13 protein-coding genes are annotated in these 14,568 nt (G+C 46.5%); 6 read left to right on the top strand and 7 right to left on the bottom strand.

The genetic code is table 11. The annotated features are described in order from the left end of the window. Positions 1 to 456: 456 nt before the first annotated feature. The 4 genes from purT to BGM27_RS17440 form a co-directional block, all read right to left on the bottom strand. Positions 457 to 1,611 (bottom strand): phosphoribosylglycinamide formyltransferase 2, encoded by a 1,155-nt coding sequence (gene purT, locus BGM27_RS17455; protein ID WP_007409001.1) that lies wholly within the window; start codon positions 1,609 to 1,611, stop codon positions 457 to 459. An 80-nt stretch (positions 1,612 to 1,691) separates the two neighbouring features. Next, on the bottom strand, positions 1,692 to 2,762 hold the full coding sequence (locus BGM27_RS17450) for an iron-containing alcohol dehydrogenase family protein (RefSeq protein ID WP_007409000.1): 1,071 nt from the start codon (positions 2,760 to 2,762) through the stop codon (positions 1,692 to 1,694). Positions 2,763 to 2,833: 71 nt separating this feature from the next. Next, the gene (locus BGM27_RS17445) at positions 2,834 to 3,304 is read right to left on the bottom strand and encodes a helix-turn-helix transcriptional regulator (protein WP_003156718.1); all 471 of its coding nucleotides are present in this window, start codon (positions 3,302 to 3,304) and stop codon (positions 2,834 to 2,836) included. A 264-nt stretch (positions 3,305 to 3,568) separates the two neighbouring features. Then, a complete protein-coding gene (locus tag BGM27_RS17440; protein WP_007408999.1) occupies positions 3,569 to 4,012 on the bottom strand; it encodes a Ser-Thr-rich GPI-anchored membrane family protein in 444 nt (147 codons plus the stop codon). 373 nt (positions 4,013 to 4,385) lie between these two features. Between BGM27_RS17440 and BGM27_RS17435 the strand changes: the two genes are divergently transcribed. The 3 genes from BGM27_RS17435 (at position 4,386) to hpaB (ending at position 8,654) form a co-directional block, all read left to right on the top strand. Beyond that, on the top strand, positions 4,386 to 6,560 hold the full coding sequence (locus BGM27_RS17435; RefSeq protein WP_007408997.1) for a glycoside hydrolase domain-containing protein: 2,175 nt from the start codon (positions 4,386 to 4,388) through the stop codon (positions 6,558 to 6,560). Positions 6,561 to 6,632: 72 nt separating this feature from the next. Continuing rightward, positions 6,633 to 7,058, top strand: a complete 426-nt coding sequence (locus BGM27_RS17430) for a hypothetical protein (protein WP_007408996.1) — start codon at positions 6,633 to 6,635, stop codon at positions 7,056 to 7,058. Positions 7,059 to 7,208: 150 nt separating this feature from the next. Continuing rightward, positions 7,209 to 8,654 (top strand): 4-hydroxyphenylacetate 3-monooxygenase, oxygenase component, encoded by a 1,446-nt coding sequence (hpaB, locus tag BGM27_RS17425; RefSeq protein WP_007408995.1) that lies wholly within the window; start codon positions 7,209 to 7,211, stop codon positions 8,652 to 8,654. A gap of 55 nt (positions 8,655 to 8,709) precedes the next feature. On the opposite strand, the gene BGM27_RS17420 is transcribed toward hpaB, so the two are convergent. Beyond that, a complete protein-coding gene (locus BGM27_RS17420) occupies positions 8,710 to 8,952 on the bottom strand; it encodes a DUF2651 family protein (protein WP_007408994.1) in 243 nt (80 codons plus the stop codon). 334 nt (positions 8,953 to 9,286) lie between these two features. On the opposite strand from BGM27_RS17420, the gene glpT reads away from it, so the two are divergent. Further along, a complete protein-coding gene (glpT, locus tag BGM27_RS17415; RefSeq protein ID WP_003156725.1) occupies positions 9,287 to 10,621 on the top strand; it encodes a glycerol-3-phosphate transporter in 1,335 nt (444 codons plus the stop codon). A 95-nt stretch (positions 10,622 to 10,716) separates the two neighbouring features. After that, positions 10,717 to 11,604 carry a glycerophosphodiester phosphodiesterase gene (locus BGM27_RS17410; protein WP_007408993.1) on the top strand — a complete coding sequence of 296 codons (888 nt, stop codon included), beginning with the start codon at positions 10,717 to 10,719 and terminating at the stop codon, positions 11,602 to 11,604. Between the two features lie 93 nt (positions 11,605 to 11,697). Here BGM27_RS17410 and BGM27_RS17405 read toward each other — a convergent pair whose 3' ends face one another. Next, positions 11,698 to 13,317 (bottom strand): glutamate/serine transporter AimA, encoded by a 1,620-nt coding sequence (locus tag BGM27_RS17405; protein WP_007408992.1) that lies wholly within the window; start codon positions 13,315 to 13,317, stop codon positions 11,698 to 11,700. 185 nt (positions 13,318 to 13,502) lie between these two features. On the opposite strand from BGM27_RS17405, the gene BGM27_RS17400 reads away from it, so the two are divergent. Continuing rightward, entirely contained in the window at positions 13,503 to 13,763 is a 261-nt protein-coding gene (locus BGM27_RS17400; RefSeq protein WP_003156732.1) for a hypothetical protein, read from the top strand. 45 nt (positions 13,764 to 13,808) lie between these two features. Here the strand turns inward: BGM27_RS17400 and BGM27_RS17395 are convergent, their stop codons facing one another. Beyond that, on the bottom strand, positions 13,809 to 14,507 hold the full coding sequence (locus BGM27_RS17395) for a YqeB family protein (protein WP_020953865.1): 699 nt from the start codon (positions 14,505 to 14,507) through the stop codon (positions 13,809 to 13,811). Positions 14,508 to 14,568: the final 61 nt, after the last annotated feature.

The raw sequence follows: 14,568 nt of genomic DNA, 5'->3' as shown, positions 1-14,568 counted from the left end.
AAAACCATATCAAATCGGACTGCGTATGCATAAAGGCTCCATTTTACGGAAACATAAAATGAAATTCTTTCAATGCTATCATTCAAATTCTTTTATTATACAGCATTTGGTGTTATTTGAACAATCTAATCTGGTGATTTTTGTTTTTTCGCCGTTCATATTAAGGTAAGCAATCATGGATTCCTCTATTCCGGATTACCCTGCTTCAATATTCCATGCCGCGATCCGGATTGTCCGTTCTTGATGAATGAAAAGCCGTATGATGTATTGTTATTTCCTTCTCCGTGAAATGAGAACATTACATATAACGATTGCGGACATAAAAAGTTTCATGAATTAAAAAGCCGGCACAAAACGGCCTCATACATTATCTCACAACCCCGTTTTCCAGTATATAGTCTGTCCAAACAAAAAAGGCGCCTTACCATTACGGTAAAAACGCCTTTTAAGATCATTTTATGTAATTGATAAATGACTGAGTGCTTCGGCCGCTATTTCTCTGGCTTCTTCAACGGTCTCAGCTGCAGAAAGCGCAACCGCCATACGGCGTCCAACTTTCGTGACGGGTTTACCGAATACGCGGACCTGAGTGCTTTTTACCGCCAAAGCCTTCTCCAAACCTTCAACCGCATAATCAGCAAGCTCTTTTGGCGCCTTCAGCGGACGGCTTGCCCCCGGCGACAGCTGAGTGATTTCCGGAATCGGGAATCCCAATACCGCGCGGACATGCAGCGCAAACTCTGACAAATTTTGCGTTACAAGCGTAACGAGCCCCGTATCATGCGGACGGGGAGACACCTCGCTGAAATATACTTTATCTTCAGTAAGGAAAAGCTCCACCCCGAACAAACCGTATCCGCCGAGCTCGTCCGTTATGCTTTTCGCAATGTGTTTCGCCTCTTTGATCTGCTGTTCCGTCATATGATGAGGCTGCCATGATTCAATATAGTCACCGTCTTTTTGTTCATGTCCGATCGGCGCGCAAAAGGACGTACCGTTCGCCGCGCGCACTGTCAGAAGAGTGATTTCTGATTCAAACGGAATGAATTCCTCAACGATGACCCGGCCGTTTTTCACCCGGCCGCCTTCCATCGCCATGTCCCAGCAGCTTTTCAGCCCGGAAGCCGAGCGGCACACGCTTTGCCCTTTTCCGGAAGAGCTCATCAGCGGTTTTACCACGCACGGAAAGCCGATTGTTTCCGCCGCTTCTTTAAATTCTTCATATGTATTCGCGAATTCATAGCCGGCAGTCGGAAGATGAAGCGTCTCTGCCGCAAGCCGTCTGATGCCTTCACGGTCCATCGTCAGCTTTGCCGCACGCGCATTCGGAATGACGTGAAAACCTTCTTCCTCAAGCTTCAGCAGCTCATCCGTCGCAATGGCTTCCACTTCCGGCACGATCAAGTCCGGTTTTTCTTTCTCAATGACTTCTCTGACCTGCGCTTTATCAAGCATATCAATCACATAGCTTTTGTGCGCGGCCTGCATGGCGGGAGCATGCTCATAGCTGTCAACGGCTACAGTGACAACCCCGAGCCGCTGCGCTTCAATGACGACTTCTTTCCCCAGCTCGCCTGATCCTAATAACAACATCTTCTTCGCCTGATACATGTCCTTTGGCCCTCCCTTTCTATACCCCACTCATTATAACGGAAATATTCAAAAAATAAAGACAAGATAGATAACAAGCTCTATCCTGTCTTTTGCGCTGATTCGAGCGATTCAATCGCAGCTGACACGTCCTTCTCGCGATATTGCCCCATTAAGCATAACGATTCTTCCGCCCGGCAGGCGTGAGAAGCAATGCGGCGCTTGGCTTCCTCATGGTTGTCAAGGATGCCGAGATCACAGAGACTGACGGGGAAACCGAGCCGGCGGTAAAACGGAAGCAGCTCTTCAATCTCAGGTCTTCGATTCTCAAGCGCGAGCTGCACCAATATGCCGTAAGCAACCTTCTGGCCATGCAGCACCTGATGTGTCTCCTGAAGAAAACTGAGTCCGTTGTGGACCGCATGCGCCCCTGCCATCCTGCACAAACGGCCGCCATACCCGCCGACCGTCCCCGCAAGCATAATGATCGTTTCCGCCGTATGGATGAACGGCACGGACAGCTCGCCTTTCTCCATGCTTCCGACGGCCGCTTCACTGTAACGCAATAACAGATTACGGATATATTCCGCCTGTCTCAGCCCCGCCTGCGCCATCAGCGGCGCCGCCTCCTCCGTATTTCTGATGACCGCCTCGGCCTCATACCATTTCGCCAGCGTATCACCGATCCCGCTTTTCATATATTCAATGGGAGAGGAAAGCAAAAACAGCGGATCAACAAGCGTCAAATAGCTTGAACGCTTATGATAATCAACTCTGATAAAATTGCCGCTCTCATCATATATGACACTCAACGGCGTACTTGCCGCACACGTCCCCGCAATGGAAGGAACCATCACAGCTTCAATATCAAGCCGGTCTGCCGCCGCTTTTGCCAAATCCAATATCGTGCCACCTCCGATACCGATGATCACATCCGCGTCTTCCGCCTGCTCACAGACCTTACGCACCGCCTCAGGTGAACAGTATCCTTTATGCTGAATCACATCCCAGGAAGAACCGCCGCCGTAATCGGAGAACGCTTGATAGGATTTGATTCCGGTCACAATAACGGGTTTTCTGAATGTCTCCAGCAGCCCCGGAAGTTCTTTTGCGATTCCTTCCTTGCATATGTACTGATTCGGGCCGCTTCGGACGATATCTTCAGGCTTCATTCGAATCTCTCCTTTGGCTGGAATTTATATATATTTTCCCACTTGTCAGAAAATACATCAACCGGAGGTGCTTAGCGCTTCGCTTCTTCCGCCTCCAAAAACAGCTCATCAAGCCGCTCCAAAGCCTCTGCCTTTTCAAAACTGCTGAACCACAGATCATCATAAGAATCAAGGATGCGGTAATGGTGGGAAATCAAATGCTGCTGCAAGCGGAACTCGCCTTTTTTCTCGATGGCTTTCCACCACACCTTGCCGCCCATCGTCTTCCCCTTCGGCCTGTCAATTGTGCGGTGAGCAACCGTTTCAATGACCTCCAGCGGATCATCTCCTAATACGGATTGCAGTGTTTCACTTGATCTGAAAAGCGCGCAAACCGCCACAACATGCGGCCATTCCGCAAGCGCCCGCCCTTTCTCAATCTGCACCAGCGACTTTTTAGAAAGGCCGATCACATCCGCCATTTTCTCCTGTGTGTAGCCTCTCTCCGACCGGATTTTCTTCAGCTGGACTGAGACAAGCTCAGTCATATAATCTTGATCCATCTCAACCTCCATATTTATCAATATAGCCATTTTACACCGCGGCACGCCTTTTTTATATCAGAACATTTTCAAACGAATCAAAAGAACCCGGGATTGGCTTATCATTGAAGCGATGTACCTTTCCGCATAATCCAGAATGATGCGGTGAAATACAAACGTACGCCCGAAGAGACAGGTGCAGGCTCCCTGGCGGTTGAGCTCCGGACAAAATAAAAAGCTGCCGCAGCTGCAGCAGCTAAAACTTTATAGACCGGAAGATCAGCATTATGAAGCGAATACAATCCATCTTGCACTATAATTGACACGTTTTTTCGAACCCTGATTGACCATTTTAAATCTGTATGAATCTCCTTTTTTTAACGAAGGCGTTTCAAAATAAGTCGTTCCATTTTTCTTTGCATTGGCGGTTTTGATTGTTTTCCAGGCACCTTTGCCGTTGACTTGCTTTTGGACGTATATTTTATACGTGCCCTTCCCTTTACTGTTGGATTTAAAAGTCACGGCTCTCAAGGTGTACTTTTTTGTCGTTTTAGTGAATTTAGGGTGATATGTATTGATCACATAGTTAGTGAAATACCCGCTTTTATAAGTATGAAGCCAGTCTTTAGCCTCTGCTTTTTGCGGAGAAGAAAAACCCATAAAACCAATTCCGCTGATTAAAAGAGTAAAAATAATGATGAGCGACTTAAAAATCTTTTTGCTTTTCATCGAGAAAATCCTTCCTTCCTGTAACTATTTACCCTATTTATGTTAATGACAATATAGCCAATCATAAATCCGTCCAACTAACCATTTTGACCGCAGGAAGAGATGTGAACAGCCCTTAAAATGACTATATGACTACTACTTATGATTCTTGTCATTTTTGATTAAGTGATAAAGTTACTTTAAACCGCTATTCATTTTGTTGTTTTTGTATCAATTGTCATAGCGAGGTCTTTTCCTATCAATGCCTCTCTTTCGGCGTTTGTTCTGCTGCCGTGATGGGGCGCTCCTTGGATAAACCCCTGCACCCATGACAAACTGTCATACGTTTGCCACCTATGAATGAACGCACAATACACATAATGGAGGGATTGCAATGGACGAAATGGTCCTGGAAACACAACAATGGCTGAATGAGACGTACAAAGGCAGACACGGGTACAACAAAGTGCCGGAAAACGGAAAAACGGGCTGGGATACCATTTACGGTCTGACACGGGCGCTTCAAATTGAGCTTGGTATTTCAGAACCTGCCGATAACTTCGGACCGACGACACAAAGATTGTTTAAGCCGTTGAAAAAGCAGGCTCCCGATTCTAAGCCGACAAACATGAATTACATTCTGCAGGGGGCGCTGTGGTGTAAAGGTTTTAACCCCGGCGGATTTTCAGGCGTTTTCTATGAAAATACCGAAAGCGCTGTAAAAGAGTTTCAAAAAGCGGCCGGGCTCACTAAGCAAGACGGCATCGTCACGGCACTCATTATGAAAGCCTTGCTGGATATGAGCGCTTTTCGGTTAGTAGCGGGAGGCGACAAAAGAATCCGCCAAATCCAGCAGAACCTGAACCGGGATTACAATGACTACATCGGCTTGATGCCTTGTGACGGCTTATATGCCCGCGATACAAACAAGGCTCTCATTTATGCCCTGCAAAAAGAAGAAGGCATGAGCACAAGCGTCGCCAATGGATTTTTCGGAAACGGAACGACCAGCTTATGCCCTACCTTGACTCCCGGCGATTCACGGACAGGCTTTGTTTTGATTGTTCAATACGCGCTTTACTGTAATGGGAAATCATTTGACCCCGGTGAATTCGACGGAAAATACGGCGTCGGAGTTGTATCGGCAGTGAAAGCTTTCCAAAAGTTTATGTGCCTGCCGCAGACTGGTTATGCGGACATGCCGACGATTAAAGCTTTATTATCAAGCTCAGGCGACACAACGCGGGCTGCTTCAGCTTGTGACACCGCTGCCATTTTGACGGCAGATACGGCCAAAACTTTGCGTGAGAATGGCTATAAGATCGTGGGAAGATATCTGACCGGGAATGTGCGGACAAGCAGCGGACTGACATCGAAAGCGTTAACGTCAAAAGAACTTTCCACGATTTTCAATGCCGGCTTAAGCGTGTTTCCGATTTATCAGGACGGCGGCTATGAATCTTCTTATTTTGTAAAAGACCAAGGAACGAGAGATGCGTACAGCGCTGCATCAGCCGCCCGAAGATTAGGTTTTCCGTCAGGAACGACCATTTACTTTGCGGTCGATTTCGATGCGTATGATTATGAAGTCACGGATAAAATCATCCCTTACTTTCAAGAAATCAAGTCAGCTTTTATGAAAATGCAGGCGTTCTCAACTGCGCCGAAATATGAAATCGGCGTATACGGACCGAGAAACATTTGTATCCGGACGTCAGAAGCAGGTCTGACCAAATATAGCTTTACGGCTAACATGTCGACCGGATTCAGCGGCAACCTCGGATACCCGATGCCGAAAAACTGGGCTTTTGATCAATTTTATGAAGGATCAATCGGAAGCGGAGCGGGAAAAGTCGCCATTGACAAAGACGGATACTCCGGAAAAGACTCGGGTGCAAGCAGCGTCCATCCGCCTTCTGATCCCGTGTATGATGCAAGACTGCGCACACTGACGGATATTTTAACAACCATTCCTGCTTTAGAAAATATATCGAATCTTGCGAATGCCATGTTTGAATTCGACAAGACAGAAACCATTTATGCATCACCTGAAATGGATATTCTTTTATCTACTTCACTTTTGGCAACAGTGCCAAGCGAAGGTTCTCCCAACACAGTTACCATTACAAATGGCAAACCGGGAGCTTATATTACCGGTCTGATGGGAGATTCACAAGTCTCTTTTACAGCATCACAAATTGATTCCTATCAAAACCTGCTTAACAGTCTGAGCTTGTCAGTCCGCAACGGTTATTTAGAAGTGTATGTCAATCCGGCTGCAGGATCGCTGAATATTCAATTTAAAATTTATACACCTGATATTCCGGTCGGTGACAGTGCTACAACTGGACTAACAACTACCATTACATTTAAAATAAAACAAAAGAGCTTCAGGTTGCCGGATTCCGAAGAGGTGTACTCCCCGGATTGGGATTCTGTCGTGAATACCATGGCTATTGCAGGCGCAGGAATTATTGTTATTGTAGGGATCGGTGCTTTAGTCGTTTTAGCACCTGAATTAGGAGGAGCTGCAGCCTTGTTCAGCACGGTTTTATCACTATTTCTATAATTGAACAGGCAGCTCCTTGCTCCAGGAATGCTCAATGAGTATTCTTGGAGTTATTTCTAAAGGAGGATTCGCATGAAGATTGATATGCAGACATACAAGGACACCGTTCAAAAAATAGAAACCGATTTGATTCCGCGAAGTCAAAATGACGAAGAACTGCTTACATACTTAATGAAACAAGATTCGCTCACACTGAATCAAATGAAAATGTGTTTCACTGAACCGCCCCTCACCTTCCAACATACTGTCAAAATCGTATGTACAGTCACATTCATCACGTTATATATCTTTTTTTTCAGCACTCATTTTAATGATTTGATTGAAATGGCTCTGCAGATGGTTTTCGGCCTGGCCGGCCTTGTTTGGATTATTGCTGTATTTCCGTTTTCAAGAAAAATCCAAGTGTCTGACCGTTTCAGACAAAAATCTGAAAACACCCGTATCACCGGAATGATAGACTTCGTCCTCGAACAACGATACAAAGACATGATCAGTTAAAAACCCCTCTGCTTAAGGGGTTTTTTTATTATGCAATCCCTTCACCCCCCTTATCAAAAAAGGCCCTTCCCCTTTGGAAATAACCGGAACACCCAATTTCGTTTTCAATATAATGAGGTAGTGGATCTGCAAAGAAAGAAGGGCGACATGATGGGTATCATTAATGGCAAAATGTTCATTGACCGATTAAATCAGCTTGGAAATGAGATTTGGCTTGATGGTGAAAAGATCGAGGGACAGATTTCTGAACATCCCGCATTTAAGGGCCTTCTGGAAACGAAGCGCTCTCTTTATGATTTGCAAACGAAACCGGACATGAAAGATCAAATGACTTACAGTCTTCCCGGTAAAAAAGAACGGGCCGGGCTTTCATACCTGCAGCCGAAAACGAAAGAAGACGTAAAAAGAAGAAGAAACATGTTCGAACATTGGGCCAGACACACGCACGGAATGATGGGACGAAGCCCGGATTATATGAATACCGTGCTGATGAGCTTCGCCTCCTCCGCCGCGCTTTTGAAAGACCGCGATCATTGTTTTCCGGAACATGTTCAAGCGCTGTACGAACGCGCTGCTGCACAGGATCTTTCTTTTACGCACACGTTTATCACCCCTCAGGTGAATCGTTCACAAATGGGTGTAAACGTATCGCCGACACCTATCTCGGCAAAAGTCGTCGATAAAAATGAAAAAGGCCTCATCATACACGGCGCCCGGATTTTAGCCACACAAGGCGGCCTGACGGATGAAGTGCTCGTGGTTTCTCTGCCTAAAATGTATTTTGAATCGGATGAAGCGTTCGCTTTTTCAATCCCTTCCAATACAAAGGGAGTAAAATTCATCTGCAGGGAATCTTTCGTACTCGGAAAATCATCGTTTGATTATCCGCTCAGCTCAAGATATGAAGAAATGGATTCTATCGTTGTATTTGATCACGTTTTGGTCCCTTGGGAACGCGTATTTTTTTATAATAATTACGAGGCGGCTTTTGATTTTAATATGAAAAGCTCTTTTAACGCCTTCGCATTTCATCAAGTCATTACGAGACAAATTGTAAAGACGGAGTTTCTCCTGGGCCTCGCCCAAACGCTTGTCGAAGCGATAGATGTGGGCGAATATCAGCATATTCAGGCTAAGATGGCTGAAATCATCACCGGTCTGGAAACGATGAAAGCCCTTTTGGAAAAGTCGGAGAATGATGCGGAAACAGATGAATGGGGTTATATGCGTCCGAGTGTCACTCCGCTTCGTGTGGTCAGCGCGATTTTTCCCGACATCTACCCGCGCTTCACGGAAATCATTCAGCTGATCGGGGCAAGCGGAATGGTGACTTTGCCGACTGAAAAAGCGTTCCGTTCTGACATCAGAGGAGACCTTGACCAATATTTGCAGGCGGCCGAATTGAACGCTGAGGACCGGGTAAAAGTGTTCCGCCTCGCATGGGATTTGACCATGAGCCCCTTTGGAACAAGACAGACACACTATGAGCGGTACTTCTTCGGTGACCCCGTCCGCTTAACCAGCCATCTGTACAGAAGCTATCCGAAAGAAGAACAGACCGCGGTCATCAAGGAATTCCTGCACATTCATAAATAAAACAAAGCAGAGAGCGCATCTCTGCTTATGATAGCTGGATCGGCTGCCGCCGATCCTATTTTTTATTTTGGCTGATCACCACCATCGTAATATGCGATAACGCGAAAGAGACAAGCGTATACACAACGGCCCACCCGATAAACGAGAAATTCAATACGGTAAAGGTGCATATAAGGCAAACGGCCAAAGCGGCAGCCGGCATAATGAACGCGTTTTTAAACAGGTACGTTCCGGCGACTGACAAGATGATGATACAAAGCGGCAGAACACCGAACGCAAAATCCAATTCATCAATCAACAGATGCACTCCCTTCGCTTTTCTTAGTCCGGCCTAACACATCTTATGCCTGAGTACAAAATCGAGTACTTCAAATCTTTCGCGCTCCGGCTGATTTTCCCTCCGGTTATTTATTCAAAAAAATGAAAACTTTCCTTAAAGCGTTTACATTCACGTCAGACTGTGATAATTTAAGAAAGCGCTATCATACACAAGTTAATGATTTTTGGATGGAGATGAGGAGAACCAGGAAACCCCGCCCTTTCACAAGGGTGATTTCTGGTTCTTTTTGTCATTTTCAAGGAAAGGAGTCATACATACATCATGATAGACGTTCAGCAAAGGGGAGGATATGATGTTTCAATTGTTTAAGCCGGCTCCGCATATTGAGAGATTGGATGATTCAAAGACGGATGCGGCCTATAAACGGCTCAGGCTGCAAGTATTTTTGGGGATTTTCATCGGGTATGCCGGGTATTATTTGCTTCGCAAAAACTTTGCCTTCGCTATTCCTTATTTTCAGGAACAAGGGTTTTCAAAAGGGGAACTTGGCTTGGTGCTTGCGGCCGTATCAATCGCTTACGGCTTCAGTAAATTTATTATGGGGATGGTGTCTGACCGCTGCAACCCGAGGTATTTCCTTGCGACGGGTCTGTTTTTGTCAGGTGTCGTAAACATTTTATTTGTTTCCATGCCGTGGGTCACGTCAAGCGTGACGATTATGTTTATTTTTATGTTTATTAACGGATGGTTTCAAGGAATGGGCTGGCCGCCTTGCGGACGGACGATGGCTCATTGGTTTTCCATCAGTGAACGCGGCACGAAAATGTCGATATGGAATGTCGCCCATAACATAGGCGGAGGTATTCTCGCCCCGCTCGTGACTCTCGGCATCGCCATGTTTGTTACTTGGAAAAGCGTGTTTTTCTTTCCGGCGATTATCGCCATCGTCATTTCATTTGTGATTGTTCTTCTCGTTCGGGACACGCCGCAATCCTGCGGGCTTCCGCCGATTGAAGAATACCGGAATGACTATCCGAAGCATGCGTTCAAAGACCAGGAAAAAGAGATGACGACCAAAGAAATTCTTTTCAAATACGTGCTGAATAATAAGTTTCTGTGGTATATCGCATTTGCCAATGTCTTTGTTTATTTCGTGCGGTACGGTGTCGTTGACTGGGCGCCGACTTATTTGACGGAAGCGAAAGGGTTCTCTCCTGAAGATTCCAGATGGTCTTATTTCCTTTATGAATATGCGGGAATTCCGGGAACGATTTTGTGCGGCTGGATCAGCGACCGGTTTTTCAAAAGCCGCCGCGCGCCGGCAGGCGTACTGTTCATGGCCGGCGTATTTATCGCTGTATTGGTCTACTGGCTTAACCCTGCCGGTCATCCGCTCATCGATAATATCGCGCTGATCAGCATTGGGTTCTTAATCTATGGACCTGTCATGCTGATCGGGCTTCAGGCCATTGACCTTGCGCCTAAAAAAGCGGCGGGAACGGCAGCCGGCTTAACCGGGTTTTTCGGCTACATCGGAGGCTCTGCTTTCGCCAACGCCATCATGGGTTATGTCGTAGACCGCTTTGACTGGAACGGCGGCTTTATCATGCTTATCTCCTCATGCGTGCTGTCCATCGTCTTCTTGGCTATGACGTGGAATACGGGCAAGCGGGCGGAGCATGTGTAAGAAAACAACATAAAAGATTAATATTTTTGCAGTACAGCATTTACAACGATTTTCTACACTAGAGACAGATATTGATTTTTAAGGGGGAAGAAAACATGCGGAAACATAAATTGTTTGCTTTGGTATTGCTTTCATTCGGTTTATTGTCATTCATCGTCACGCCTGTATCAGCGGCGGGAAAAGGAAACCTCTTGTCTCCTGACAGAATTTTGACCATTGCCCATCGCGGTGCTTCGGGATATGTCCCGGAGCACACGATCCTTTCTTATGAAACTGCGCAAAAAATGAAGGCTGACTATATTGAGCTGGATTTACAAATGACAAAAGACGGCAAGCTGATCGTCATGCATGATGAAAAACTGGACCGCACCACAAACGGACAAGGCTGGGTGAAGGATCATACATTAGCCGAGATTCAAAAGCTCGACGCCGGCTCTTGGTTCAATAAGGCCTATCCGGAAAAAGCAAAACCGCAATACGCCGGACTTCGCGTTCCCACACTTGATGACGTGTTAAAACGGTTCGGCAGACATGCAAACTATTATATTGAAACAAAGGCGCCCGAAACATATCCGGGTATGGAAGAAAAACTGATCGCTTCACTGAAAAAATACAAATTGGCAGGTAAGCATGCGAAACTTGGACAAGTTATCATTCAGTCTTTCAGCAGGGACAGCCTTCTGAAAATCAAACAGCTCGATCCGAAACTTCCCGCTGTCCAATTGCTTGAAGCGGAACAGATGACGTCAATGACTGACGCAGATTTAACGGACATTAAAACATATGCCGTCGGAATCGGACCGGATTACAAAGCGCTGAACGCTCAAAATGTCCGAAACATTCGCAGCCACGGCCTTCTGCTTCATCCTTACACCGTAAACAGCGAGGCGGACATGCGCCGTCTGCTGAATTGGGGCGTAACCGGTGTGTTTACGAACTATGCGGATATATTCCAAAAGGTTAAAAAAGAATACAAATCATAAAGCCACATGGGTTCGGAGATGATGCCGAACCCATGTTTTTTTGCCCGATCAAAAAACCTTGCGGGAACGTTACCGCAAGGTTTTTATCAATCATTATTCTTTTCCGGCAGCGGCTTCCGCCTGTCCGCCTTTTAATTGATCGTTGATTGCTTTGGCGTCTTTCAAATACTCAGTCTTGAATCCGCTCTTCAGGGCCCACGCATAGAAGGCAAGGGCAACGATTGCGATCAGCCCCATATCCCAGCCGTACGGAATGATGTTCAGACCGCCGAATTTTTCACTTCCGAGCCATGAAATGACCATCATGCTGAGCAGATAGACAACCATCCAGACGCCGCCTTTAAAGTTTCTGCGGAATCCTTTCCACTTCGCTTTCGCTTGGTAGTAGAAATAAATCGGAAGGCCGATCAAAATGATAAACAGCACCTGCCCTGTTAACGGCCAGCGCGCCCAATACAGCACGAGAGACGCGAACACGAAGCCGAGCGGTGCAACCACGCTGAGGCCTTTCAGACGGAGAGGCCGGTACAAATCCGCCGCCGTCCGCCGCAGCGTCATCACCGTCACGGGACCCGTGATATAAGAAATCAGCGTCGCAACGGAAATGATTTCAGCAAGCACGCCCCATCCTCTGAATAAAAACAGAAAGATAAACGATACGACCAGGTTGAAAATCATCGCTTGGCGCGGCACGCCGTACAGCGGATGAAGCTTTCCGAAAATGCTCGGCATATATTTATTTTTTTCCATGCCGTAAATCATGCGTGACGTCGTAGCGGTATAAGTGATACCCGTTCCTGACGGAGATACGAACGCATCCGCATAAAGAATAATGACAAGCCAGTTGATATTCAATGCGATCGCCAAATCGGCAAATGGAGAGTTGAAGTTCAGGTGACTCCAGCCGTGAACGATCATGGAAGGTTCAACCGCACCGATAAATGCGATTTGCAATAGGACGTAAATGACGGTTGCGACCAGCAGCGAACCGACAACCGCAATCGGAATCGATTTGCCGGGATTTTTTGCTTCTCCGGCCATATTAATCGGGCTTTGAAACCCGTTAAACGCAAATACGATACCTGATGTGGCCACCGCCGTCAGCACGCTCGCCCAGCCGTTCGGCGCAATGCTTGAACCGGATGTGAAGTTTCCGCCGTGAAAACCGGTAAACAGCAGCGCTCCGATTGTCAGCCCCGGAATAATGATTTTAAAGATGGTAATCAATGAATTCGCTTTTGAAAATAAGTTAACTGTCCAATAATTCAGTAAAAAGTAAATAATCAGTAATACGGATGCGAAGCCGAGCCCCTCTCCCGTAAGAGTGCCGTTGTGAACGAGATTGCTTGTCCATTTTGCCCATTCCCACGGCCATGAGCTCATGTATTGAACAGACGCAACCGCTTCCACCGGAATAACGGAAACAATCGCAATCCAGTTTGCCCATCCTGCGATAAATCCAATAAATGATCCATGAGAATATTGAGTATATTTTACCATTCCCCCGGCTTCCGGGAACATTGAACCCAATTCACTGTAAGAAAGTGCGATAAACAAAATAACGATCATACCGATAATCCAGGAAATAATTGCGGCAGGTCCCGCAATCTGAGCCGCCCGCCACGCCCCGAATAACCAGCCGGAGCCAATCATCGACCCAAGTCCGACCATCATGAGTGCAAACGTTCCCATTCTGCGATGTAATTGATTCATAAAGTTAACACCTTTCAATTAAAATATGACTCCAGCGCTATCATATATTTATAATATTATTCTGAAAATAGTTTTGTCAATCTTTATCGCATTAAAGCAGAAAGCCAAAATTACCCTTCCGATGTTTAAACAGCCGTTAAGCGGGAATAACTACTGCAAGCCAGAAATAGAAAGGAGTTTTTATCGTGAAACAAAAACTGCTCATTTCAGGACTTGCCGTGTCGACTGTCGGAGTGACTTCCTACCTGCTCAAAGATAAATCCAACCGCCAAAAGGTGATGAACTTTATCCGCAATATGAAAACATCGCTCTCCGGGAAGCAGGATATTGAATCATTCCCCGTCAACAAAGCAGGCAACCCGCATCCCGAAGATATTGAAGATAACAAAATGGTATCCGAAGGCTCCATGTACCCGGTTCAATATTATGATGACAAGAAGAAATAGTCTGTTCCCGGGCTGCCCGGCCGTATCAAACGGCGGCAGCTTTTTTTATGCAGACGGCGTTTGATAGATCCGCCAATATTGGCGCGATCCTTTCTCCCGCACGGTAATGCCCAGTTTGGATATTTCCGCTTTCAGCTCTTTCGCATCAGCCTTTTCCTCCTCTTTCAGCGCCTTTTCTCTCGCTTTAAAAAGAGCATTTGCCCCTGGCTCCAAATCCGGCGTGTCCGGCACCCACCGTTTGTATTCTTCTTTAAAAGGATCTTCCGTCCCCAGCCAGACATACCCATGCGCGCGAAACGCATCAGCCGCTTTTTCAACCGCGGGCTCAAGCTTCTCCCGAAAAAGCTCCTGCCCTTCAGTCCCCAATAAGACAAGATGCTTTTCATCCGTAAACACACCGGAAATGCTGTCTTTCGAAAACACGCTTTCTTCATTATATATGGTTAAGGACACCTCGCTGTCCGTCACGACCGCCGTAAGACATTCTTTAAAAACAGTCCGCGTCAGCCACATTCCCCCGATTAAGCCGATAACGGCGGTTGCAGCCGCAGCCTTCCATCCGTGAAAAGAAGCGATCATTTCCAGCGGCCCGATAACAGGCAGCCAATCCAATGTTACGGCCCACTTCGCAATGACCGGCAGAAACCATCCGATGACCAGCCCCAATAATGGCGGCATCAGAAAAACCAAAGCTTTTTCAACCGATGACAACTCAAGAACCGTCTGTTTTTTTATTTCGTTCATGTTTCTCCTCCGTCTGTGTTTTTCACAACTATCCATTATACAAAGGGTTGGATGATTCTGT

This window comes from Bacillus sp. FJAT-27001 (genome assembly GCF_019039175.1).
Classification (GTDB): domain Bacteria; phylum Bacillota; class Bacilli; order Bacillales; family Bacillaceae; genus Bacillus; species Bacillus velezensis.
The sequence above is the reverse complement of the archived record's forward strand: the minus strand, read 5'-3'. Positions and strand labels throughout refer to the sequence as shown.